Here is a 24,673-nt window from a genome sequence, read left to right as displayed (position 1 = left end):
AGGATTATCTGTTAATAGGATCCAGAGATAGGGATGTTCATGCTCAAGCAGCTGCTGGATAATCTGGATCATCAGCATGAAGTGGCAGTCAAAATAATCATTCCGTACTTGGATGAAGGAACTCTTTTTTATAGCATTCGGGATAATTTCCGGTACTCGCGAGGAGATATCCCCTCATGTTTGCGGAAAGTACGGCTGAAATAATGAATGTCCGGGTAACCGCTTCGTATGCCAACGATCTCAATGGAACAGTCCGTTTCCCGCAACAATCTGCGTGCTTCACCCAGACGGATGGATTGAATGTATTCGTTTGGGGGCATGCCGACCATTTGTTTGAACAGTTTGGCCATGTGATCCACGCTCAGATTCAATTGTTTGGCTATGCCCGAATTGGTCCAAGGCTCTGAAGGAGAGGCTTCGATCCGTTTTAGGAGTTCGCGCAGCTTATCTCCGTGAACTGAAACATGGCGAGACGAGCTCAAGTATGGAGAACGCAGCAGATAGGTAAGCACTTGCAGCGTCAAGGCTTTGCATATCAGTTCATATCCTGGCGGACGCGTCGTAAATTCATGAACCAGCTGCTCCATCAGCTGAACTGCAGCAGAGGACAGTGTATAGACTGGATTTGCGGATAACGGTGTCATCCCTTCTGCACAGGCTTCCGCGGCAAATTTATCTGGCTGAACATGCTCTTCGTTTACAACCATATCCGCCTCGGTCTGTATGGTCAATTCGTTAAAAAAGTCAAAGTGAATGCCGATGAATCGTGTCTTCGGATACGATACGGCTTCATTCTGGTGATAGACTCCGGAAGGTAGCATAATGAGCTGTCCCGCCGCCAGTGTATAGCGTTTATCGTGCATGTAGGTTGCTGCTTCTCCCTCACAGACGTACAACAGTTCGAAATCATACAATCGCCGCCTTGGCAGCTTACCTGGAGGGAGAGTCTGGAACTGCGCGTAATGAACACTGGGAGACCATTCCCTGTAACTGGCGGTTCTTCTCACTGGATAATCCGTTTGCGGGAGGGACACGGGCTCAGCTCCTTTCTTATGCAATTCAATGATTGATCATTTAAAAAAACAAAACGGAATTGTACAAATAATCTCTTGATCCTCTAAATAAAATTCGGAATGATTCATCTATAATACAGATATTATCACATGTTCAATCCATAGTTACAATATCGCGGATTATGTCAAAAAAGGAGTTGAAGTGGATTGAACACCGCTTCCCGCGGAATGGAGGTAGAAACGGATGATCATGGCAACCGGGTGTGCTTATTCACATTCCATCTCGTAATTTCAAGTTACCTTTGTCAACGGTATAGTATCGCTATACCAAACGGAATCACCGGAATTCATATGATGAGGAGGGATTTGAGATGAAAAAAGGGATTAACATATGGTCGTTTCCAGGGGACTGGGCCATTGCAGATTGTATTAAAACAGCCAAGGAGGCTGGCTTCGATGGAATTGAGCTTTCGCTGAATGGGGAAGGTGAGCTAAGCCTGTCTGCCACAGATCAGGAAGTCCGCGATATCCAGGGACGTCTTGAAGAGGCTGGGCTGGAAATTGCAGGCCTGGCGACCGGACTATACTGGGACTATCCGATGACGAGTGCTAGTCCGGAGACCCGCAGCAAAGCACGGGATGTGTGCAAAAGACAGTTGGAGCTTGCTTCGGCATTTGGCGTGGATACGATCCTGGTGATTCCCGGTGTCGTAGGGGTTGATTTTATCCCTGACAGCGAAGTGACCGATTACGAGGTGGCCTATGAGCGGGCCCAGGAAGCTATTGCCCACCTGCTGCCGTATGCCGAAAGTGCCGGAGTGTCGATTGGCATTGAAAACGTATGGAACAAGTTTCTGGTGTCGCCGCTTGAACTTCGTACGTTCATCGATTCATTTCAGTCCGAGTATGTAGGTTCTTATTTTGACGTAGGCAATGTGGTTCATAATGGCTATCCGGAACAGTGGGTTCGTATTCTCGGTCACCGAATCAAAAAGGTACACTTTAAGGACTATCGCCGGCAAGCTGGCGGAATGCATGGTTTTGTAGACCTGCTGGCTGGGGATGTAAATTTTCCGGCAGTTATGGAAGCATTGCATGCCATCGGTTACGAAAATTACGTCACAGCGGAGATGATTCCCCCATACACCCATCATTCGCAACAGATTGTCTATAACACGTCCAGAGCGATGGATGCTATTTTGGGGAGAGTCACTCAATAAAATCATATAACAACGGACAAAAGAACTCTATTAAATTGATTATTAGGAGGAAAACACATGTTAAAAGTGGGCTTGGTTGGTTTCGGATTTATGGGACGCATGCATTTTGATAACTATGTACGCCTCGCCTCGGAAGGGGAGCCTGTAGAACTCGTCGCCATCTGTGATCTGAAAATAGAAGAAATGAAGCATAGGAAAGCAGCCGGAAATATGGCAACAGAGCAGGAGATCTATGATCTTACTCCTTATCGGCTGTATGATGACATCGCTGTGATGGTGGAGCAAGAGGAATTGGATATCATTGTTATTACATTGCCCACACCGCTGCACGCGGAGCTTACATGCGCCATGCTGGAGAAGGGCATCCATGTGCTGTGTGAGAAGCCGGTTGCGCGCAATTCAGCGGATGGATGGAAGATGGCGCATGCCGCCAAACAGACCGGAAAAACACTGATGATTGGTCAATGCTTGCGCTTCTGGCCTGCTTATGACTATCTGAAATCCGTGGTGGAAGACGGTCGTTATGGAGCCGTAAATGCAGGTTATTTCTTCCGTGGTTCAGGTTTGCCTCAAGAATGGTTTCGGGATGGCTACAAAAGCGGTGGCTGCATATTAGACATGCACATCCATGATACGGATATTATCCACTGGCTGTTCGGCAAGCCGGATCAAGTTTCCACACTCGCGCGTAATGTGATTCCGGGAAGTGGTTATGACACGGTATCGACCCATTATCTGTATCCTGACGGGAAGGTGCTAAATGCACAGGCGGATTGGACGTTGGAGGGGGACTACGGTTTCTCCATGACATTCCGCGTTAATTTTGAGAAGGGGAACCTTGTATTTGAGAACGGCGAGCTAAAAGTGAATCCGAAAGACGCACCAGGCTTTGTTGCCGAGTTGTCCCCGGACTCCGGATATTATCATCAGATCCGGTACTTTATCCGGTCGGTAGCAGCAGGAACGCCTGTAACGGTATGCACGCCGGAGAGCGCGATTGGCAGTCTTGAAATCATTGAAGCAGAGATACGTTCTGCGAATGATCGAGGTGCTTTTGTGACGCTCGGAGAGAAGGCGAGCAGCCTGACAGCGGAGTCATAATTCATAATTTATTGTAAAATTAATCAATGACGATCTATCATCATGTGGATATACTGGAATAAGATTGTTTTTCCGGGAGGTCCTTAGTTATGAAAAATCGTACGGTGGCGAATTGGCTCTTATTTATCAATGCGATCAATTTAATAACACTAATAGCCTATCCATATATGCTCTTTATCAGCTTCTATATGTTCGCCAGCAGCAATACAAACGATTACGTACTGGAGTATATTTCCGCAGGGGTATTGGCTACCTATCCTGTTCCAGTCCTGGCATCGTTCACCTGCTGGGCGTTCTATAAGAACTACAAGTTCAAAGCTGCACTGATCATGGCGAATTTAATACTGGTGTGGGTGGCTATTCTTTTGCTTGCCGCACTTGCCTCTACCTTGGTGTAGATCAAGGGGGAATGGAAAGAGCAGAACCTTCATGTAAGAAGATTCTGCTCTTTTTGACTATCCGCCGATAACCTTCCAATTATCGGCTCGTTTTACCTTCAAAGGCTGATGCCTGCGGATATAATCCTCCACTAATGCCGCCATATCTGTGGCCCCTTCATGCAGCACCTTTTTGCCTGGATACATGGCGTAATCTCCACCACCTGCCGCACGGTAACTGTTCATTACCACCGAATACGTATCTCTCATCTCAAGTGGTTTACCTTCACGTTCCAGCTTGGCCACACGATTTCCCACAGGCTCCGATATATCCAACTCGTAATCGATCCCTGCCCACATGTCGTAGTTGTAATGCTGCGGTTTCGGGGTCATGTAGGCCGGATTGACTAGCACTTCGCCAGAAGCATCCACTTCAAAGTAACGTGCTGTTTGCTCCAGTGCATCCCGGATGTCCTGACCGCATAGCTCCAATACGGTCAATGTATTGGGGTATATAAAATTGGATAACACGTCCCTCACCGTAATGTTGGGTCCGAAGCCACGAGCTTCCTCACTGAGCAATGCCGTATTGGAAAGCTCAGCTCCGGTCGCTTCCATCTGTACCTGATGTACAAAGTCAATGAAGGGATGTGCCGAGAGCCGCAGAGCAGTGGCATCGTTGACGGACAAGTCCCCGGCTACCTCACCAATCGGTTTGTCGAGCCAAGCCTGAGCCGCGGCTTCCAAGTCTTTCGTAAGTTCCATGACGACAGCATCCGGCTGTACGTCACTGTTCTCATCCAGAAGCAGCAAATGTGATTCCTTTCCGGTAATCTTCCACGTCCCGTCCGAATGCTGCTCTAATTGAACGGATACTTGTCCAAGACCGTTGCCGCTAAACCCTGGCTGAATGACGGTCACACCATGAATTTCGGCAGTAAGCTGACGGTGCTGATGCCCGGTCAGAAGTACATCAATGCCTTCGATGTCACGACAGATGGCATAGCCCTGATTTTCACCAGTTAACCTCTCGGCAGGCTCGCCCGTCTCCAGATCACACTCAAACCCGCCATGATAGCTGACTACCATCACGTCTGGCCGCTCATACTCGCGAATGTAACCCACCCATTTTCGAATGGTCTCCAGGGCGTCAACGAACTGCAAACCTTCTATATTTTTCGGATGCTCCCAATTCGGAATGTAGTGCGTGGTCGCACCGAGCAGGGCAATTTTGACGCCTGAAGACAATGTTTTGATCAGATAAGGAGGACCATACGCGGGTACATCCGGCTGTTCACTGCTCACAATATTGGCAGACAACCATGGGAATTTGGAGGCTTCAACTGCTCCGCGCAGTAGATCCTGCCCATAGTTGAACTCGTGGTTGCCCATCACGGCAGCATCATAGCCGAGTTCATTCAAAACTGTAATGAAGGGATGCTCTTTGTTATCCGTAACAAAGGAAGCAGCATATGAAGCCAAAGGAGAACCTTGCAGCAGATCCCCGTTATCCACCAGCATCAATTCGGGTGACCGTTCACGTTCCTTACGAATCAGCGAAGCTAGCAGAGCCAGCCCTGCGGGGCGGTAGGCGTTGGTATTGTAATGAATGGGGCGGATGGCCCCGTGCAGATCGCTAGTGAACAAAATGTCGAAGCTGGATGTATTCGTTATGGATGTCATTTTACAATCTCCTCTAATATATAAGTTTAAACATAAGGGATTACAGGCTATTTTGCCTATGAATAACGAGTGAGGACCAGCCTCTCTACCTATATCTTCAACCATAATGAGCCTATTCTAACAGATGAAAGTCTCTCTGACAGCCTGACAGGAAACTTTACAAAACTCCAAATTTCGTTTCACATCGCGCAAATATTTGCCAATTATAGTAGACAAGTATTGAAAAATAGAAACTCTTTGGAGGGTGTTCGTTTGAAGAAGTCCGCTTTATTTTTACCATTGTTGATTTTGGTTCTGTTTCTAAGTGCTTGTGGGTCAGGCAGTACAACGGGTTCGACTAACGAGGCGAATTCGAGTTCCAATGCATCCGGTACATCTACCGAAACGGCAGAAACAGACAAAGCAGCCGAAGGTTACGTACCCACCGAATTGACTGTACAATTCGTTCCATCCCAGAATGCAGACACGCTTGAAGCCAAAGCAAAACCGCTGGAGAAATTGCTGGGCGACAAACTGGGCATTCCGGTAAAAGTCAGCGTATCCACTGACTACAACACCATTATCGAAGCAATGGCTTCCAATAAAGTAGACGTGGGCTTCCTGCCACCAACTGCTTATGTACTGGCAAAAGAAAAAGGTGCAGCACAGGTTATTCTGCAGGCACAACGTTTTGGCGTAAATGATGAGACAGGTGCTCCTACTGAAGAATTGGCTGATTCCTATAAATCCATGTTTATCGTGAAAAAAGATTCGCCGATCCAATCCGTTGAAGAACTGAAAGGCAAAAAGATCGCCTACCAAAACGTAACTTCTTCCGCAGGTTATGTATGGCCGGCAGGTCTGCTGCTGGACAAAGGCATTGATCCATTGAAAGACGTAACTCCTGTAACGGTAAAAGGTCATGACCAAGGTGTTATTGCTGTACTGAACGGTGACGTTGATGCAGCTGCTATTTTCCAAGATGCCCGTAACACCGTGTCCAAAGACTACCCAACGGTATTCGAAGATACACGTGTACTGGCGTTCACAGAGCCGATTCCTAACGATACCATCGCTGTACGTACAGATATGAATGCTGACTGGACAACCAAAATCAAACAGGCGTTCATCGACATCGGTACCGATCCGGAAGGTCATGAAATCATCAAAGAAATCTATACACATGAAGGTTATGTAGAGTCTGATGACAGCAAGTTCGAAATCGTTCGTCAATACGGCGAAAAAGTAAAAACAGAGTAGTTTTTTGATTAATGTAGACATTTGAAATAACTAGATTGTCATTAGCTTCTATTGTATGGAACAGATGTATTCGCAGTGCGGACAAGCCAGTTCAGCGTGATATACGCTGCGCTGGCTTGTCCCGTTACTGCCTTCAAGCGGATAGAACTCTATTAATGAAAGAAGGATTAATGTCATGATTGAGCTTCGCAACGTAACCAAAACGTACGCCAACGGTACCAAAGGCTTGGACAATATTAACCTTACCTTTAAACAAGGTGAATTTATTGCTGTAGTAGGTTTATCCGGTGCAGGTAAATCCACACTGCTGCGTTCCATTAATCGTCTCCACGATATCAGCGAGGGAGAGATTTTGATTAACGGCAGTTCCATCACGAAGGCACAGGGCAAGAGATTGCGCATGATTCGCCGGGATATCGGCATGATCTTCCAGAGCTTTAACCTGGTTAAACGCTCCAGTGTCCTCCGTAATGTTCTGGCGGGTCGCGTCGGTTATCATTCCACGATGCGTACCATTTTGGGCCGCTTTCCAAAAGAAGATACGGAACTTGCATTCGAAGCGCTCGAACGCGTGAACATTGCGGAGAAGGCTTATTCCCGTGCAGATCAGCTGTCCGGCGGACAGCAGCAGCGTGTGGCGATTGCCCGCGTACTCGCACAGGAAGCCAAAATTATTTTGGCAGACGAACCAGTTGCCTCACTGGATCCGCTCACAACCAAACAAGTTATGGATGACTTGAAACGCATTAATCAGGATCTCGGCATTACCACGATCGTTAACCTTCACTTTATTGATCTGGCAAGGGAGTATGCAACACGTATTGTCGGCTTACGTGCAGGTGAAGTGGTGTTTGACGGTCCTGTGGAAGAGGCGACAGATGAGCGCTTTGCGGAGATCTATGGCAGACCGATTCTGGCGGAAGAGTTGTTGGACAAACAGGCTGTAACCGAACAGGGAGAAGTACTGGTATGAAGGGGCAGTCTGGCGCTTCACTTCACCAACCACTGACGGGAGCGGGGAAGGAACCCGGTTCCGGACCTGGGCAGGTCGTTCATCGTCCCAAACCACCCGGCCGCACCAAACATCTGCTCACGCTAGTTATCATCTTGCTGTTGCTGTGGGCCAGTGCCAAACAGACCGATGCGAGCTTCGGCGAACTGTTTGGAGGATTTCCTGAAATGTGGAAATTGATAAAGGAAATGTTTCCACCTCGGTGGACTTACTTTGACAACATTGTTCAGGGCATGCTGGAGACCATTCGTATGGCTTTGATTGGTACAACCATCGGGGCCATTATTGCCATTCCGGTTTCGATTATCTGTGCGGGCAACCTGATGCCGAACCGCTGGATCTACTACCCGGCCCGGTTTGTACTGAATCTGATTCGTACCGTGCCCGATCTGCTGCTCGCTGCACTGTTTGTTGCTGTATTCGGTCTGGGTCCGATCCCGGGTATTCTGGCACTTGCCGTATTCTCCGTCGGACTGATTGCCAAGCTGACCTATGAAACGCTGGAAACGATTGATCAGGGACCGCTGGAAGCGATGACGGCTGTCGGCATGAACCGAATTCAATTGATCGTCTATGGCGTGGTGCCACAACTGGCTGCCCAGTTTACGTCCTATGTCCTGTATGCCTTTGAGATCAATGTGCGTGCGGCTGCCATTCTTGGGTTGGTAGGTGCAGGCGGTATTGGACTGTATTATGAAGCAACACTTGGATTCCTGGAGTATGACAAAACGAGCGTGATCATTCTCTTTACCCTTGTTATTGTTCTGATCATCGATTATGTAAGTACTAAGCTGCGGGAGAAATTGTTATGATGAAAAATGAAACGAGCGTCATCCGGCGCAAACCTCGGAAGAACCCGCTTCGCTGGGTCATTGTGCTGCTGCTGATCCTTGTGTATGCTTGGGCTTTGGCAGGCGTACCGTTCACTGGCTTCAAGGAAACAGCCGGCCAGATTATGAAGGCGATCGTGGCCGGAATTTTCTCGCCTGATTGGGACTTTGTCTATTTGCCTGAAGGTGAAGATTTGCTGCGAGGATTGCTGGACACGCTGGCGATCTCGGTCCTGGGAACTGTCATTTCAGCTGTACTGTGTATTCCTTTTGCTTTCTGGTCTGCCAGAAACATGAGCCGCTTCCGCGGGATTTCAGGTGCAGGGAAAATGGTGCTGAGCTTCATTCGTACCTTTCCTGAGATCATTATGGCTTTGCTGTTTATCAAGGCCGTAGGACCAGGTTCCTTCGCGGGTGTACTCGCACTTGGACTGCATTCTATCGGAATGCTGGGTAAACTGTTCGCGGATGAAGTGGAAAATATCGATTATGGCCCTTCTGAAGCATTGCTGGCTTCCGGAGCGACTCGAATGCAGCAGCTGTGGTTTGCAGTACTGCCACAGGTATTGCCTGGATTCCTGAACTATACGTTGTATCGGTTCGAGATTAACGTACGTTCTGCAACCATTCTGGGCGTGATCGGGGCAGGGGGAATTGGTACACCGCTGATCTTCGCACTCAGCACGCGGAACTGGCCGCGAGTAGGGATTATCCTGCTGGGGATCATCGTGATGATCACGATCATTGACCTGATCTCGGGGTATATCCGGAAGAAACTGGTGTAACTAATCATAGAAATCTTGGATTAAGAAGAGGCTATCACGTGCTGAAATATAACTGCGCTGATAGTCTTTTTGTATTTTAACTGTATCATTGATTGTAAGAAGATCCATTAAGGTTTTTGCAACATTTCAACTGAATACAGATTAACTCATTAAAAGTCGTTACAACTTATAGAACGAAATAAAAAACCGAAACCATATTGCCCGGAAATCAGGCAGCTGTTGGTTTCGGTTTTTCTGTAGTCTCTTAGCTAGCCAAAGGCAGTGCTTTGGTAACTTGAACCGTAATTGTTTCGGTGCTTGTCACACCAGCTGCATTCACCAGCTCAGCACGGTACGTATACGTTCCGTTAGCACGACCGGACAGGTCTGTTGCCGCGCTTTGAGCCGATGGTGTTGCAGCGTTCAAGGCTTGAGTATCGATCAATACATCATTCTCATAGAGGCGATATTCGGTTGCGTTTGTCCCCCACCAGAGGTTCATCGTTACTTTGTAGTTGCCATCTCCATCCCAGTTGTCCTGGGAGAGAACTGCTTTGCCTGGAGCGGCATTGGCCACTTGAACCGTTAGTACTTCACTGCGAGTGGAACCGCTGGAGTTCGTCAACTCGGCGACATACGTATAGGTACCGTTGGCTTTGCCAGTGATACTGGTTTTAGCAGATTGTGCTTGCGGAGAAGCGCTGGTCAGCGTTTGCGAATCGATCAGCACGCCGTCTTCGTACAATTTGTAGCTTGTTGCGTTTTCACCCCACCAGAGGTTCATGCTAACCGTATAGGATCCTTCAAGGAGACCATTGGTATGGCCATTATTGGAGGAAAGCACGGGTTTACCCGGTGCACCCGCCGAAGGAATCGAAGGTTCTTCACCGCCGCCTTCTTCCTCGGCAGCAGCAAAATCATTCAGGTTTCTTGGTTTCAATTGATATACATCCTTGAAGATGGCAGCCACACCGGTAACATTGATTTTGTCACCTGCAGCATAAGGGAAGCTTGATTCAGTTACCCCTGTGCGTGTGTCGACACGTACATGAGTGCTTGTCCCGTCGGCTGCAACTGCGTCGAATTCAAACGATCCAACAGGTGTTGCGCTGACCATGTTTTCAACCGTTACGTCTTTTAGTTGGATCAGTTGTCCCAGGTTTTCATCCGTCACTGTCGTTGACTCCACTGGGGCCGGGATATCAGCCGTTCCTGTTTTCTCAATCGCAACAATGTCTGTCAGTTCGAACTCGGAGTTATACAGTGCCGTAGCAGCTGTAACCTTAACCTTGTCTCCGGCGTGGAAACCGCTTGTGCTTTGGAAGACGTAAAGTCCGCCCGTTTCATCCTGCAGGTAGAAGGATTGTCCACCAAATGCACCTGGCTCCGTAGTCACAACGCCCTCTACGGTTACCGTTGTTCCGGCTGTTTTGGTACGTGCTTCAGCAATGGTAATGGCTGCAGGAATCGGTCCTTCTTCTTCAGGAAGCTGCTCGGCTGGAACGTTGCCGATGGTCACGGCATTGGTGATCAGGTTGCTGCCGTTCAAGCGAAGACGCAAGTTTGCCGCACCGGATGTTCCTGGCTTGATGCGAACGTTCAGATCTTTGATGGCCCGGCCTTTGCTGTCGGAAGTTACGCTAAAGGTAGAGCTGTAGCCATACGAAGTCGGCCAAGTACCACTTTCATTCTGAATCATGGCGACTTGAGTTCCGCCAGTCAGATAGATTCCTGCGCTGTACCCGGAAACAGTCGTGTTAGCAGGCATATTTTCCACGACTACGCGAACCTGGAAGTCCTCTGCATTAGGCAGTGTATCCTGTTTCACGAAGCTGTAGGAAGCATTGGCGCTGGAAGCAGGTCCACCATAGGAACCTGGTTTGAAGGTGGAGCTGTCATACCATTTGTACCCTGCAGCTGGTGCGGCCCAAGGTTCAGCCTGTGGCTCAGTAGAAGCTGCTGGTTCCTCGAATGCCAGCAATGCGGTTGGGTTATCCAGTTCCAAACCGTTTACTTGGGTCAGATCGGTATAGTTTTCTTGCGTAGCAAGCCAGTTCACTGTGTTGACGAGCAGCGCAGCATCGTCGGCTTCTTTGAAACCGTCATAGGTTGTTTTGCGTGCACCCGTCTCTTCACGCAAATATTTTGGAGATGCATCTTCTACGGGGGAGGAGTCTCCGATGAAGGCTGCTTTACCCGCGCCCAGCTTGGATACAGCTACGTAAGGACCTTCCTCGATTCCGCCGCCGTTATAGATGCCTTGATCGACTGCATTATTCCATTTTGCATTGGTTTTTGGCAGGTAGACGATACCTTTTGCTTTTTCCGGATCGGTAATAGCGAGGGTTGAACCGGCATGCATGGCTACAGCCGATACTCCTTCAGTGATCCCGAAGGCTTGATCTGCTGGTACAATGACGTTCGCATCGATATCGCCAAGTGCGTTATAGCGGAATCGTACGCCAAAGTTATCGGACAACCAGTCCGTGCTGGTAACATTTTGCATGGCTTCAGAGTTACGCTCATCAGTGCTCATGCCTTTAGTCGGATCTTCAAAAGCTCCCCGGCGATAGCCGTTAATGACTTCAGAGCCATCCCAGCGGTTTTTGTTACGGTCGGCATTATAGTGATCTCCGACGAAGAAGATACTGCCGCCTGATTCAACATATTGCTTCAGCGCAGCCTGTTCAGATGTTTTGAAAGGAATTTGGGGTTCAGCAATAACAAATACGTTATACTCCTTGAGATCATCATAGGTAAATGGGGTTGTTTTTCGAAGTTCCTTCACGTAGTACCCGTCATTTGCAAGTGCATTACCGAAGTCCGAGAATCCACCATCAATAACCCAGTCTGCAGCTCCAGCCGTCTGACCATGCGAGTTGTCGAACAATACCTTTTTACCGGCATTTTCGTTCACAACCTTCGCCTGGATGAACGGTGCTGGATCCGTTGGTCCCTCTGCGTGAACGGCAGCGTTCCCGTTCCATAATCCGACCTGAAGCGGTAAAGCCATGGACAATGCAAGGAGTGATTTTAACCACACTCCACGCATGCGTGTCATTTTACCCAACCAAATCCCTCCCAAATATTAGATAATTCATAAGTTCGTCCATATTTTATCACACCAAAATCTCACATAGTCATAACAATTTGTAAAAAATTCCTCGGGTTTTGTAAAATTGAGTCAGTAGTCATACATTAAAACGAGCATATACGATTAAAGCTTACATCCCCTGTTTATTTTTGCTCTTGCATAATCTGAAAAAGCCATCTCTTAGGAGATGACTTTGGCACGTATGCGATTCACGGCATGAAATACCGAAGATTTGATCATGCCTTCGCTGCGGTTGACGAGCTGGGCGGTTTCCCTAATGCTGTAACCTTGAATGACACGAAGCTCCAGGATTTTGCGATGCTCTGCATTGGTGACAACGGAGAAGAGGTCGTTGACACTCTCGGTGATCTCAAGTTCGGATATGTCACAGTGGTACGTTGGGACGCCAAGCCTGCTATCCCGCTTCATGGTTCGCGTTCGTTTGCGGAAGGAGTCCAGAGCGAGGTTGTAAGCAATCTTTTTGAGATAGTAGAGCATTCGATCTTCAGGGATGTCTGTGTGCACGTTCATGAGCCGAATGAAGCATTCCTGCGTCAGATCTTCCGCATCTTGTGGCTGTCTGACGATATGGGTTAAGTACCGTGTGATTTCCGATTTATAGTTAACATAAGCGTTGTTCATTGTTGCGCTGTTCATGTGATGGGGGTCTCCTTTGGTTACCGTCTGCATATCCGTTCCGGTTTGTGCGATTCGATTGTCAGTATAGCGAGAGGATGTTTCCAAACGTGCCAAACTTGTATCTAACTTGTAACATTGGAGCCTAGTGACTTTCCCTACCCGCATCAGAATTGAGACCATCAATCTTAAAATGAGACTTCGATGGACATGTGAAAGGTCGTGGAGGAGACGAAGTCGATTCTGGAGATAACAGCGATCGGAAGAACGATTCGTAGACGGAACGGTTGCTCATACCTATTTTTGAAATGAGTCTCAATAAAACACTGAATATTGATCGTTTTGAACGGATATTTGCCTATGTCATAGCGGAAAGGATGTCTATAATAATACCCGTTGGGCGGGAATACCTGCTCAGAAGTGAATGAGGTATGGAAGGGGGACAGTGCTCTGGAAATCGGTTGAGAGGTGGATCAACTTCATTTTTGTAAGCGCAATCATTATATGGTGGCCTGTTCAAAATATGATAAGCATCACCTATTCTGTCTCAAGGAGAGTGAAGGTTGATGAATACCAAAACAACAGTAAAGGTACATAAGGAGTCGTTTCCCCGTGTACAGACCAATCGCAGGAAGGCGCGCATGCCGCTTGCGGCTAAGGTGCTATCCTCGGCGCTCAGCGTAGCACTGCTAATTGCAGGAACTGCGGGGACGAGCGGAGCAGCGGCTTCGAATGGCAGCAGCGCAGCAGAGGCCAACCTGCAATCACACAAGGGGGGCGGTTCGTTGAAAGAGATTCAGCTCGAATATCTGGATCGGGGGCTGGTGGCAGCATCCACGTCCGAAGGTGTTTTTCTAAGCTGGCGGTTACTTGGGGATGAGGCAACGGGGTACAGCGACAAAGGGCTGACAGGCACGAACTTCAACGTATACCGCGACGGCAAGAAGATTGCCACTGTTACGGACAGTACAAACTATATTGATCCCGCAGGAAAATCGTCCTCCCGCTATGAAGTGGCGGCTGTAAACAGCAAGGGAAAGGAAAGCAAGCGCAGCAGCTCTGTCAAGCCGTGGGCCAATGGCTATATGGATATTCCACTGCAAAAACCGGCTGATGGGGTTACGCCTGCTGGTGAAGCCTATACGTATTCCGCAAATGACATGAGTGTAGGTGATGTGGACGGAGACGGCCAATATGAGTTTTTCGTCAAATGGGACCCTTCCAACGCCAAGGACGTATCTCAAAAAGGCTACACCGGTAAAACGTACGTCGATTGCTACACCCTGGATGGCCAATTATTGTACCGAATTGACCTCGGGGTCAACATACGCGCGGGTGCTCACTATACACAGATGCTGGTTTATGATTTTGACGGAGATGGCAAGGCAGAATTGATGTTCAAGACTGCTCCGGGAACCAAAATCATTAAATATAATAAAAAAGGAAAAGTGACGTCCGAGAAATATATAACGCTGCCAAAAGAAGATCGCAAAGCAGGCTACTCCAACGAAGACGACTACCGTTTAAGTGCTGATGGTTACTATGATCATGTGGTCGACATGTTCAAGAACTGGCACAAACACGAGGAGGTTGTGAAGGGGAACTGGCCTGCTACGCTGGAGGAGGCTTTTGGCATAGAGAAGAAGTATGCCTACCCGTTGTCCCAGCAGGATGCCGAGAGCCTGGCTGATTACTTCATCGATGTCTATGCGCCAAGCCGCAGTGATAAGAATGAGCTGCGCAAGTTCGAAGGCTTTATCGTCGATGGACCTGAGTATGTGACCGTGTTTGAAGGGAATTCCGGCAAAGAACTCGAGACCGTTCCTTATGAACCGGAGCGTCATGATGATGGTCTGATGTGGGGCGATTATGCCATGGCGCGGATCGAGCCGGGTAACCGGGTAGACCGTTTCCTGGCAGGGGTGGCGTATCTGGATGGGAAGAAGCCGTCTGCTATCTTTGCACGCGGATACTATACACGCTCGACGATGGTTGCTTATAACTGGGATGGCAAAAAGCTCAAACGCGAATGGAAAGTGGACAGCGGCTGGACACCGATGAAAAATCCGTTTAACGACGGACCGCATGGCGTAGATGGTACAGATCCAGAGTACGGTTCCATTACAACCCAGGGTGCTCACTATTTTAGTGTGGCGGATGTCGATGGAGACGGTAAACAGGAGATTGTTTACGGTTCAGCCACGATTGATCATGACGGCAGTGTGCTGTACAGCTCAACAGACCTGATGCCTGCGGAGAGTGCTGCACCGGGAACGGTGGCCCGTCTGGGTCATGGGGATGCACTGCATGTGGCAGATATTGATCCGGATCGTCCGGGACTTGAAATCTTCATGGTGCATGAAGGCGGTCCGTGGGCTCCATACGGATATTCCTTACGGGATGCCAAGACCGGAGAAGTGATCTATGGCGGGTACACAGGCAAAGATACTGGGCGTGGCATGGTAGGGGATGTAGACCCGACTCGCCGAGGCTTGGAGACATGGGCCGTAGGATTGTGGACAGCCAGTGGTGAGAAAATAAGTGATAAAATGCCTGGCACAAATATGAATATTCGTTGGGCAGCAGACATGACCACTCAAATTGTGGACGGCGCCATTGATGTCACGCCAACCATCAAGGATTGGAATCGTGGCACACTGCTGACCGCCACAGGCACATTAACCAACAATCATACCAAAGGTACACCTTCTCTTGTGGCTGATATCTTTGGCGATTGGCGGGAAGAGATGCTGGTGAGAACCGAGGACAGCTCAGCCATCCGCATCAATCTGAGTACCGAGAAGACAGACCGGAAGCTGTACACGCTGATGCATGACGCCATGTACCGCGTGGGCATCGCCGGACAGAACAGCGGTTACAACCAGCCTTCCTATCCATCCTTCTACATGGCATCGGATATCGACTGGTCGAAGGTAACGCTGCCCAAGTTCTCCACGCCCCAATCGGGTAAGGGTGGAAAGTGATTAGAACAGATTAATGTAACAAGGCTTATAATACAAAAATAGCTCTGGAATATCCCGATGTGTCTCGGCACATGAAGGGTTCCGGAGCTTTTTTTAATAAAAATAAGCAAGGAACTTGATCGAAAACTCATCGAATCGAGTAGGCATGATATCACATCTATTATCCTTGTCTTAATCAGTCAGATGTTTTGTGGACGCGAATGCTTCGATCCTGCAGGCTCTCTTATCATAGATTAGTTTGGTTATGGAACACTCAGGAATCAGACGGTTCTGCACGGATTTAAAATCAGGATGCCAGACATTCAGTTCATGTTCGGTAAAGGTATGAACAAGGAAATCGGTAATAAGTCCACCATGTGTAACCACAATGATGTTACGGTTTGCCGGCTCTTCATTGTGCAATTCGGCCAGTAGGGAGGCCAGGCGTTCACCAGCTTTTTGGGCCGAATCACCCACGGGTGGGATGTATTCCGGATCAGATGTACATTGATCCCACATCGCGATAAATTGCTCAAAGGTTTGATCCGGGCAATCGCCCCAATTGGCACGCTCTCGCAAGCGGGGATCTTCGGTTACCAAGGAGTGAGTATGGCGGGCAATTGCTTGGGCGGTTTCTTTTGCTCTTTGAAGGGGGCTGGTAACGATTTTGGTCACGGGGAAGGCAGCTTTGGCAAAATGCAGTGCTGTTGACTCGGCTTGTATCGCCCCCTCAACAGTAAGGGAGACATCACCGACGCGTTTTTCTTTTAAACCGTGTCTCACAAGATGGAAGATGGTACTCATGATACTAAACCTCCTTATAGGATAGAGAATAGACACAATATAAGATTAGATGTTAGGTTAATTAGATATATGTCTAATTTGACTATGCAAGTTTAATTGAAGCAATAGAGTTTAAAATCACCTTGCGGAATTGCTACAATGGAGAAAAGTGAGGATTGCTGTATCAATGGAGGTACGACAGATGAGCACGAAACATTTTACGGGAAGCCTGTTTCAGGAGGAGTTGCGAACGGAGGACTGCGGGCCGCGATTCTACGCGTACTATTATAAGCAATGGGACAATTACAGCATGGCCTATCACCATCATGATTCGACTGAAATCATGTATATCATTTCGGGGATGTGCAGGGTGGATGTGCTGATGCCGGATGGGGGTTCGGAGCAGGCTGTGTTGAAAAAGGGACAGTTCATTCTGCTGGATGCAAATGTACCGCACCGTTTGCTGGTCGAGGATGGCGTTCCTTGCCGGATGTTAAATGTGGAGTTTGGCTTTGCCGGCTCGGCGCCTGGACAACCTTCCATTCAGCAGCTCGCACAGGAAGAGGAGGAGGTCGATACCTTCTTAACGCATGCTGCGCCTTATATGGTACTGCCTGACCCGGAAGAGGTATATCACATTATGAAAAGTCTCGTACTGGAGCTCGATCAACGCGGCTTGCTGGACCAGGGCGGACCTGCTATACCGATGCGAATCATTCCTTCTGACGAACGCTCACATCACCGCGAAGCCAGGAATCTGAAGTCACCGGAACAGGGAACGCTGGTACGTACTCTGTTTATCCAGCTGCTGGTCCGGGTTGCGCGGCTGCGTGGAGAGATGAGCCGAAGTGCGCCGGACCAGACGGAGCTGTATGTTAAACGAACGATTGAATTCATGCATCACAATATGGATCGCGGCATTCAGATGAAGGATATCGCGGCAGCCGTCAATTTGCATCCCGGATATTTGCATCGCATTTTTCGTCAACACACTCAGCGGACTCCTACGGACTATCTTACCATGCTGCGAATGGAGAAGGCCAAGATGCTGCTGCAGCAGACCAATATCCCGATCTCGGAAATTTCGGAGTACGTGGGCGTGGGCAGTCGTCAGTATTTCCACATGTTATTCAAGAAATATACAAGCCGGACTCCGGTTGAATATCGATCCATGATGGAGAGACATGTCAGCCAGTACCCGCCACGGGAATGAGCAGATTAGTTTATCTTTTGGCAGCATGAGAGGTGCTTAAATTGAATTATAGAAGTTAGGATTTTTGACAACCTGATCTGGAACAGGTCATGATTTTGATAACGCTTCCCAACTTCCTGTTGCTACAATGATTCCATGAAGTGAGGTTATTAACCGAAACAAATCATTTCGGATGACGGGAGGACATGCGAATGTCGTTTAAAGTGGCATTTATCGGGGCAGGAAGTATCGGTTTTACAAGGGGATTGCTGCGGGATTTATTGACGGTACCGGAGTTTAACAACATAGAGATTGCGTTCTGCGATATTAATCAGCACAATCTGGACATGGTGACAGAGCTATGCCAGCGGGATATTCGCGAGAACGGACTGGATATTCAGATTCAGCCTACCACAGACCGGAAAGAAGCACTCAAGGACGCGAAGTATGTACTGTGTACGATTCGTGTCGGGGGGCTGGAGGCGTTTGCAACCGATGTGGATATTCCACTCAAATATGGGGTGGATCAATGTGTCGGCGATACACTGTGTGCAGGAGGCATTATGTATGGACAGCGCGGAATTGCCGAGATGCTGGACATCTGCAAAGATATTCGCGAACAGAGTGCGCCGGACGTGCTGCTCCTGAATTACTCCAACCCGATGGCCATGCTAACGTGGGCTTGCAATAAGTATGGGGGCGTGCGTACCATCGGATTGTGTCACGGCGTACAGCATGGACATCATCAGATTGCGGAAGCTTTTGGATTGAAGAAGAGCGAAGTGGATATCATCTGTGCCGGCATCAACCATCAGACCTGGTATATTCAGGCTTCTCATAAGGGGAAAGATCTCACAGGGGATCTGCTCGAAGCTTTTGAGAAACATCCCGAATACAGTCGTACCGAGAAAGTGCGAATTGATATGCTGCGCCGCTTCGGCTACTACAGTACGGAATCGAACGGTCATCTGAGTGAATACGTGCCTTGGTACCGCAAACGTCCGGAAGAGATCAAGGACTGGATTGACTTGGGTAATTGGATTAATGGCGAGACGGGTGGCTATTTGCGGGTATGTACGGAAGGAAGAAACTGGTTTGAGACCGATTTTCCAAACTGGATGAAGGACGAACCGATGAGATTCATTCCGGAAAAACGGGGCGAGGAGCACGGTTCCTACATTATAGAAGGGCTTGAGACAGGACGCGTCTATCGCGGGCATTTTAATACCGTTAATAACGGTGTGATCTCCAATCTGCCCAATGATGCAATTATTGAAGCACCGGGATATGTGGATCGCAATGGTATCTCGATGCCGCATGTCGGTGAGCTGCCTCTTGGTCCGGCTGCGGTATGTAATGTGAGCATTTCGGTGCAACGGCTTGCGGTTGAAGCGGCTGTAAACGGAGACGATAAGCTGCTTCGTCAAGCATTCATGATGGACCCGCTCGTGGGTGCTGTATGTAATCCTAAGGAAATTTGGCAAATGGTTGATGAGATGCTGGTGGCTCAGGCACAGTGGCTGCCGCAATATGGTGAAGCCATTGCAGCTGCAGAGGCCAGACTTGCTGCCGGTAATCTGATTCCTACGAAGGAATATGAAGGTGCAGCACGCCTCAAGGTGAAGACGGTTGAGGAGATGCAGCAGGATCGTGATGCAGCGAACAAAAATGCGGGTGAGTCCGATAAGGGAAAAGACCGCGAGAAAGTGCAGCAATAGTCGTAAGATTAAAGATGAATCTGGTCAGAAGATAAATTAAACGTGTGAACCGTGACAAGGCCCACTCCAATGTGTTGGAGGGGGCCTTGTTTTTTTCCTTCCAGCAGTTCCATGTCTCCTGCATAGTCAACACACCTGGCCTCCCAGCAATAACTCCCCTGTACAGCGGGAATGGGGCTGTTGCTTGCTGATTGAATCATGGGTTTAGAATAGTTCCGTTGGTAAATTATTGTGCTGGTTCGTTGCTGGAGAAGATTGTTTCTCAGAAGAATGAACATTTGCATCACAACACATATTACCTTTACAGGCATAGTAATATGTCTTATAGTATACAGAGGGAAGAAGAAAGTCGGTGAATGGGTCAGATGGATGAGCAAGCCATTAACAGTGATTTAATTCGGGGCAACATTGACCCCATTATTCTAAGTGTACTTATACCGAAGGATAACTACGGGTACAGCATTATCAAGGAAATCTACCGGAAGAGTGGGGAACGGTTTGAACTCAAGGAACCTACGCTGTATTCCAGTCTGAAACGTCTAGAGAAGGGCGGATACGTTGAATCCTATTGGGGGGGAGAAACACAGGGAGGACGGCGCAAATATTACCGAATTACCGTGGACGGACGTGAAGTTTATAAGCAGCAGGTCCAGGCTTGGCAAGCAGCCAAGGCACTTATTGACTGCATGATTATTTCCGCTCAAGAAGGAGATGAAGGACTATGACAATGGAAGCTCGTATTACGCGCCATGTGAATCATCTTTTTGAACAAGCACAGGACACCCAGGCCAATCGGGAATTAAAAGAAGAGATTCAGAGCAATCTTACGGCAAGGATTGAAGATTATGTTGAACAGGGATTGAATGAGGATCAGGCATTTCAGAACGCAATTCAGCATGTAGTTGGACTAGATGATATTTTTACCGGTAACCACCGGGTGCAGCGGGTTCCTTACTGGACAGCAGTTTTACAATCGGCTCTGATCTACAGTTTGATAGCCTGGATTATTACGATTCCAATGAGAGTACTTGTGGAAGGGAATGTACTAAACAATTTACTCATGGTTGTCAGCCTGATTGTTGGCGGAACGTATGTATTCTATATGTTGAAGAACAAAAACAATCATCAGGATAGGGAAGACACCACGGTTATTCGCACTCCACTCTTAATGCAGTGGGCGAAAAGATTGTGGTGGATATGGACAGGCTTCATCTTGGTGCTGTGGGCAACACAGGCTGCATTGCGCTTTGGAAGCAACTTATGGTATAACCGGCCAATTCAGGTAGAAGGACCGTACCAATTTGCAGTAATTGCAATTGCATTCACCATCCCTTTATTAAGCGTGATTATTCCACTAGTCGTGCACAGAGCATATCGGATCGTTAGCAAGTATGAGGTAGGTGATATGATATGACGATAAAGAATAAATGGATTATTGCTCTCGTTGGTATTGGCATCATTGGCTTTATAATTGTAGAAGGTATGGTTAATCCGAAATTGGAAGCCAAACATGCGCAGTATGAAGCGGAGCAGCAGCATCCAATGACTCATGATTTTACCGCATTGCAGAAATATCATAGTCCATACATGGGCGATTTCTCCAATCTCAGTCATTTGAATCAGGCATTGCCTTTGCATGATCAATTGAACGGATACCAACTGTACCCGGAAACATTCACAGCTCAAGTCAATTACAGCATGGATACCCGTGAGATAGACGCAGAAGATCTTGAGCAAATACTTGTATATAATGCGACGGCCAATTTTGTGCTGATTGATAACCTGGAGCAGGTCGTCTATCAGTTTGAGGACACCAGCCATGCATTAAGCCGTGGCGCAGCTCAACGATGGGTAGGCAAGGAACTGAAGGCTCTTCGGGACCCTGACCAATGGGACTCTGTGATACGTTCGAAGCTGGAGGAGCCAGCAAAAGTGAAAGAGGCATTTTCACAAATTGTTGACAATTGAGCTGTATGAAAACTTAGGAAATAGGCAAGACACTCGACTCTTCTCCCATGCTATGTTATTATAAGTCTCTGATAACGTGGTAACGAACTAAAGCGTTTGGGTTTTGGTTACAGACATGGAGGGGGTTAAGAGATGAGAAAAAAAGCGATATTACTATTATTTATCAGCATATGCATGATCGTTGTAGCAGGTTGTTCCAGCTCGGGAAGCAAGGATGATAACTCCATTATTGTAGGGATTGATGACAAGTTCGCTCCAATGGGATTCCGAGATGAACAAAATGAAATTGTAGGCTTCGATATTGATTACGCCAGAGCTGCAGCGGAGAAAATGGGTAAAGAAGTTACATTTCAGCCGATCGACTGGTCTTCCAAAGAATCAGAGCTGAACAGCGGCCGGATTGACATGATCTGGAACGGGTACACGATTACGGATGGACGCAAGGAGAAAGTGCTGTTCACGAAGCCGTATTTGGAAAACAGTCAGGTTGCGATTACATTGGCCGATTCCCCAATTACGAAGCTGGATGAGCTGGATGGCAAAAATGTGGGATTGCAGGCACTGTCTTCAGCAGCAGATGCACTTGCAGCCAGTCCCCTGAAGGACAAAGTGAATGCTTCCGAATTCAAGGATAACGTGCTTGCACTGACGGATCTGAAGACGAAACGTCTGGATGCGGTTATCATCGATGAAGTGGTGGCAAGATATTACATGTCGAAGGAAGAGGGAACCTTCAAATTGCTGGATGAATCCCTTGCGCCGGAGCAATATGGCATTGGTATCAAAAAAGGCAATGAAGAGCTGCTCGATCAGCTGCAAAAAGCGCTGGATGAGCTGAATGCCGACGGAACGGCTGCCGAGATCTCAACGAAGTGGTTGGGTGAAGACAAGGTGTTGAAATAGACAGGTTAGCGCCTGACATACGAACGGAAACAAATATGACCCCGTATTCCTCTTGGAGCATCGACTCCATAGGAGTGCGGGGTTAACAGATTAGAGGAGATAAAAATCATGAGTTGGGATTATATATCTACTATTTTGAAACCTATGCTAGAGGGGGCGCAGACAACAATCTTTATGTTCTTGCTCGCCATTGTGCTGTCCGTACCGCTTGGATTCGCGGTAACCCTGGCCATGAGAAGTGGGTTTAAACCACTGGCGTGGCTTGCACATACGTACGTCTATGTGATGCGGGGAACACCACTGCTTTTGCAGGTATTATTCTTCTGTTTCGGTCTTCCGCTGCTTCCTGTAATTGGGGAATATCTGGTGTTTGACCGTTTCGTTGCTGCGGCGATTGCATTTATTCTGAACTATGCGGCGTACTTTGCCGAAATCTTCAGAGGCGGTTTGCTCTCCATCGACAAAGGGCAGCATGAAGCTGCACAAGTGCTTGGCTTAACGAAATGGCAGACGATGACCAAAGTCATCATTCCACAGATGATTCGGGTGGTATTGCCTGCAACGGCGAATGAGTCCATTACCCTGATTAAGGATACAGCTCTGCTATATGCGGTTGCAGTTCCGGAGTTGCTTTATTACGCTCAAGCCGCGGTCAATCGCGATCTGCAGCTGGTACCCTTTTTCGTCGCAGCGATCATGTATCTGTTGATGACCCTGGTGCTTACACTGCTGTTCAAAGCATTGGAGAAGCGGTTTTCATTTGAATAAATTAAATCTGATTAATCAAAGGACTGTCTGCATATGACACATATTATAGAAGTGAATCAGTTAAGAAAATCTTTTGGAACACTCGATGTATTGAAGCAGGTATCCTTCAACGTGGCGCCGGGTGAAGTCATTGCCGTGATCGGACCGTCCGGCTCGGGCAAAAGCACGATGCTGCGCAGTCTCATTCACCTGGAGGATATCTCCGGTGGAACGATTCGTATTCAGGATCAGACCCTGGCTGACAATGGTCGTTATGCTGGAGCTGCGGAAATACGCAAGATCACGGATCGGATGGGTATGGTGTTTCAGCATTTTAATCTGTTCCCGCATCTGACCGTACAGGCGAATCTGGAACTGGCACCGAAGACGTTGAAAAAAGAAAGCACTGCAATGATCCGCCAGCGAAGCCTGGAACTGCTCGGTAAAGTCGGACTGTCCGACAAGGCGGACGCCTATCCGGCCAATCTGTCCGGTGGACAGAAACAGCGCGTAGCGATTGCCCGTGCATTGATGATGCAGCCGGACATTCTGCTCTTTGACGAGCCGACTTCAGCACTCGATCCCGAGTTGACAGGCGAAGTGCTGAGAGTCATCAAAGACCTCGCACAGGAGAACATGACGATGATGATCGTTACCCATGAGATGAGCTTCGCCCGTGATGTTGCGGACCGGGTTTTCTTCATGGATAACGGCGAAATCGCTGAAGAGGGACCGCCTGAGCAGATCTTCGGCAATCCCAAGCTGGATCGTACCCGGACCTTCCTTCAGCGGGTGGAAGTGGATGCTTAGATAGTCATGAAATGAAAAGTGGTGCTCCATTCAATATGGAGCACCACTTTTTTATTCTTCCAGCCTAAGAGACATACCCGTCAAACAGCCACTGCCCTTCGGGAGAACGAACGTAGGAAAACTCGTATGCGATATTTCCCTCGGAACCCTTTGTCGTAATGTCTTTAGCTATAAAGAGCATGAAGTGGTCGGAATCCTTTTGATCATAACCCCTGAATTCGAATTCATTCCAGTGGATATTCTGTATGAAGTTAGTTTCGTAAGAAGAATCTCCATACTGAATAATAAAGGCGTTTTTGTTTTGTGAGAGCTCCACATTAGGAGATGATACAGACTCAATATACGCGATATCACCTGAATTCATGGCAGCAATCAATTTAAAAGTCATGTTGAGAGTTTCTCGTAGGTTATTTCTTGTTTCATCCTCATCTACGCCCTCCTGGAGGAGAGTAACCTGTTCCTGCAGGCGAGTGTTCTCTTCCCTCAGTTCCTTGATGGTTTGGGTCATTTCGGCATTCTGCTCGATCACCTCAGTGCTCTCGATAGATGCACCGGGATCATTGCAGCTTGGTAATAAGAAAACGGCGGATACAAGTAAAAGAAATCCTTTATACATGATA

Annotated in this window: 22 protein-coding genes; 16 read left to right on the top strand and 6 right to left on the bottom strand. The window is 48.1% G+C overall.

Annotated elements, in window-relative coordinates:
* Nucleotides 1-128 precede the first annotated feature (128 nt).
* Nucleotides 129-1,034, bottom strand: coding sequence for an AraC family transcriptional regulator (locus tag ABGV42_RS16310; RefSeq protein ID WP_347382573.1), 906 nt, complete (start codon nt 1,032-1,034; stop codon nt 129-131).
* A 350-nt stretch (nt 1,035-1,384) separates the two neighbouring features.
* Between ABGV42_RS16310 and ABGV42_RS16305 the strand changes: the two genes are divergently transcribed.
* The 3 genes from ABGV42_RS16305 (at nt 1,385) to ABGV42_RS16295 (ending at nt 3,732) form a co-directional block, all read left to right on the top strand.
* The gene (locus ABGV42_RS16305) at nt 1,385-2,233 is read left to right on the top strand and encodes a sugar phosphate isomerase/epimerase family protein (RefSeq protein ID WP_347382572.1); all 849 of its coding nucleotides are present in this window, start codon (nt 1,385-1,387) and stop codon (nt 2,231-2,233) included.
* Between the two features lie 57 nt (nt 2,234-2,290).
* Nucleotides 2,291-3,334 (top strand): Gfo/Idh/MocA family protein, encoded by a 1,044-nt coding sequence (locus ABGV42_RS16300; RefSeq protein WP_347382571.1) that lies wholly within the window; start codon nt 2,291-2,293, stop codon nt 3,332-3,334.
* Nucleotides 3,335-3,423: 89 nt separating this feature from the next.
* Nucleotides 3,424-3,732 carry a hypothetical protein gene (locus ABGV42_RS16295; RefSeq protein ID WP_347382570.1) on the top strand — a complete coding sequence of 103 codons (309 nt, stop codon included), beginning with the start codon at nt 3,424-3,426 and terminating at the stop codon, nt 3,730-3,732.
* A gap of 57 nt (nt 3,733-3,789) precedes the next feature.
* Here the strand turns inward: ABGV42_RS16295 and ABGV42_RS16290 are convergent, their stop codons facing one another.
* Nucleotides 3,790-5,394 (bottom strand): bifunctional metallophosphatase/5'-nucleotidase, encoded by a 1,605-nt coding sequence (locus ABGV42_RS16290; RefSeq protein WP_347382569.1) that lies wholly within the window; start codon nt 5,392-5,394, stop codon nt 3,790-3,792.
* Nucleotides 5,395-5,646: 252 nt separating this feature from the next.
* Here ABGV42_RS16290 and ABGV42_RS16285 point away from each other — a divergent pair, with 252 nt between their 5' ends.
* The 4 genes from ABGV42_RS16285 (at nt 5,647) to phnE (ABGV42_RS16270) (ending at nt 9,260) form a co-directional block, all read left to right on the top strand.
* Entirely contained in the window at nt 5,647-6,633 is a 987-nt protein-coding gene (locus ABGV42_RS16285; protein ID WP_347382568.1) for a phosphate/phosphite/phosphonate ABC transporter substrate-binding protein, read from the top strand.
* Nucleotides 6,634-6,808: 175 nt separating this feature from the next.
* Nucleotides 6,809-7,606: a phosphonate ABC transporter ATP-binding protein gene (phnC, locus tag ABGV42_RS16280; RefSeq protein ID WP_347382567.1), complete on the top strand. Its 798-nt coding sequence runs from the start codon at nt 6,809-6,811 to the stop codon at nt 7,604-7,606.
* Nucleotides 7,603-8,457 carry a phosphonate ABC transporter, permease protein PhnE gene (phnE, locus tag ABGV42_RS16275; protein WP_347382566.1) on the top strand — a complete coding sequence of 285 codons (855 nt, stop codon included), beginning with the start codon at nt 7,603-7,605 and terminating at the stop codon, nt 8,455-8,457. Before phnC ends, phnE (ABGV42_RS16275) begins: the two co-directional genes overlap by 4 nt.
* Nucleotides 8,454-9,260, top strand: a complete 807-nt coding sequence (gene phnE / locus ABGV42_RS16270; RefSeq protein WP_347382565.1) for a phosphonate ABC transporter, permease protein PhnE — start codon at nt 8,454-8,456, stop codon at nt 9,258-9,260. The genes phnE (ABGV42_RS16275) and phnE (ABGV42_RS16270) overlap by 4 nt, the downstream gene beginning before the upstream one ends.
* Before the next feature lie 244 nt (nt 9,261-9,504).
* Here the strand turns inward: phnE (ABGV42_RS16270) and ABGV42_RS16265 are convergent, their stop codons facing one another.
* A complete protein-coding gene (locus ABGV42_RS16265; protein ID WP_431523654.1) occupies nt 9,505-12,300 on the bottom strand; it encodes a DUF5689 domain-containing protein in 2,796 nt (931 codons plus the stop codon).
* Between the two features lie 213 nt (nt 12,301-12,513).
* The gene (locus ABGV42_RS16260) at nt 12,514-12,990 is read right to left on the bottom strand and encodes an RNA polymerase sigma factor (protein WP_347382564.1); all 477 of its coding nucleotides are present in this window, start codon (nt 12,988-12,990) and stop codon (nt 12,514-12,516) included.
* A 620-nt stretch (nt 12,991-13,610) separates the two neighbouring features.
* Here ABGV42_RS16260 and ABGV42_RS16255 point away from each other — a divergent pair.
* A complete protein-coding gene (locus ABGV42_RS16255; RefSeq protein WP_347383270.1) occupies nt 13,611-15,953 on the top strand; it encodes a rhamnogalacturonan lyase in 2,343 nt (780 codons plus the stop codon).
* 171 nt (nt 15,954-16,124) lie between these two features.
* Here ABGV42_RS16255 and ABGV42_RS16250 read toward each other — a convergent pair whose 3' ends face one another.
* The gene (locus ABGV42_RS16250; protein ID WP_347382563.1) at nt 16,125-16,736 is read right to left on the bottom strand and encodes a histidine phosphatase family protein; all 612 of its coding nucleotides are present in this window, start codon (nt 16,734-16,736) and stop codon (nt 16,125-16,127) included.
* Between the two features lie 181 nt (nt 16,737-16,917).
* Here ABGV42_RS16250 and ABGV42_RS16245 point away from each other — a divergent pair, with 181 nt between their 5' ends.
* The 8 genes from ABGV42_RS16245 to ABGV42_RS16210 all read left to right on the top strand — a co-directional run bounded on the left by ABGV42_RS16245 (nt 16,918) and on the right by ABGV42_RS16210 (nt 24,053).
* Nucleotides 16,918-17,928 (top strand): AraC family transcriptional regulator, encoded by a 1,011-nt coding sequence (locus ABGV42_RS16245; protein WP_347382562.1) that lies wholly within the window; start codon nt 16,918-16,920, stop codon nt 17,926-17,928.
* 191 nt (nt 17,929-18,119) lie between these two features.
* Entirely contained in the window at nt 18,120-19,625 is a 1,506-nt protein-coding gene (locus ABGV42_RS16240; protein ID WP_347382561.1) for an alpha-glucosidase/alpha-galactosidase, read from the top strand.
* A 365-nt stretch (nt 19,626-19,990) separates the two neighbouring features.
* Entirely contained in the window at nt 19,991-20,350 is a 360-nt protein-coding gene (locus ABGV42_RS16235) for a PadR family transcriptional regulator (protein WP_347383269.1), read from the top strand.
* A complete protein-coding gene (locus ABGV42_RS16230) occupies nt 20,347-21,039 on the top strand; it encodes a permease prefix domain 1-containing protein (RefSeq protein ID WP_347382560.1) in 693 nt (230 codons plus the stop codon). Before ABGV42_RS16235 ends, ABGV42_RS16230 begins: the two co-directional genes overlap by 4 nt.
* Nucleotides 21,036-21,593: a DUF4825 domain-containing protein gene (locus tag ABGV42_RS16225; RefSeq protein ID WP_347382559.1), complete on the top strand. Its 558-nt coding sequence runs from the start codon at nt 21,036-21,038 to the stop codon at nt 21,591-21,593. The genes ABGV42_RS16230 and ABGV42_RS16225 overlap by 4 nt, the downstream gene beginning before the upstream one ends.
* A gap of 132 nt (nt 21,594-21,725) precedes the next feature.
* On the top strand, nt 21,726-22,496 hold the full coding sequence (locus ABGV42_RS16220) for an amino acid ABC transporter substrate-binding protein (protein WP_347382558.1): 771 nt from the start codon (nt 21,726-21,728) through the stop codon (nt 22,494-22,496).
* Between the two features lie 108 nt (nt 22,497-22,604).
* Nucleotides 22,605-23,264: an amino acid ABC transporter permease gene (locus ABGV42_RS16215; RefSeq protein WP_347382557.1), complete on the top strand. Its 660-nt coding sequence runs from the start codon at nt 22,605-22,607 to the stop codon at nt 23,262-23,264.
* 33 nt (nt 23,265-23,297) lie between these two features.
* Nucleotides 23,298-24,053 (top strand): amino acid ABC transporter ATP-binding protein, encoded by a 756-nt coding sequence (locus tag ABGV42_RS16210; RefSeq protein ID WP_347382556.1) that lies wholly within the window; start codon nt 23,298-23,300, stop codon nt 24,051-24,053.
* A 64-nt stretch (nt 24,054-24,117) separates the two neighbouring features.
* Here the strand turns inward: ABGV42_RS16210 and ABGV42_RS16205 are convergent, their stop codons facing one another.
* The gene (locus ABGV42_RS16205) at nt 24,118-24,669 is read right to left on the bottom strand and encodes a hypothetical protein (protein WP_347382555.1); all 552 of its coding nucleotides are present in this window, start codon (nt 24,667-24,669) and stop codon (nt 24,118-24,120) included.
* Nucleotides 24,670-24,673: the final 4 nt, after the last annotated feature.

This window comes from Paenibacillus pabuli, from assembly GCF_039831995.1.
In the GTDB taxonomy this organism is placed as follows: domain Bacteria; phylum Bacillota; class Bacilli; order Paenibacillales; family Paenibacillaceae; genus Paenibacillus; species Paenibacillus pabuli_C.
The sequence above is the reverse complement of the archived record's forward strand: the minus strand, read 5'-3'. Positions and strand labels throughout refer to the sequence as shown.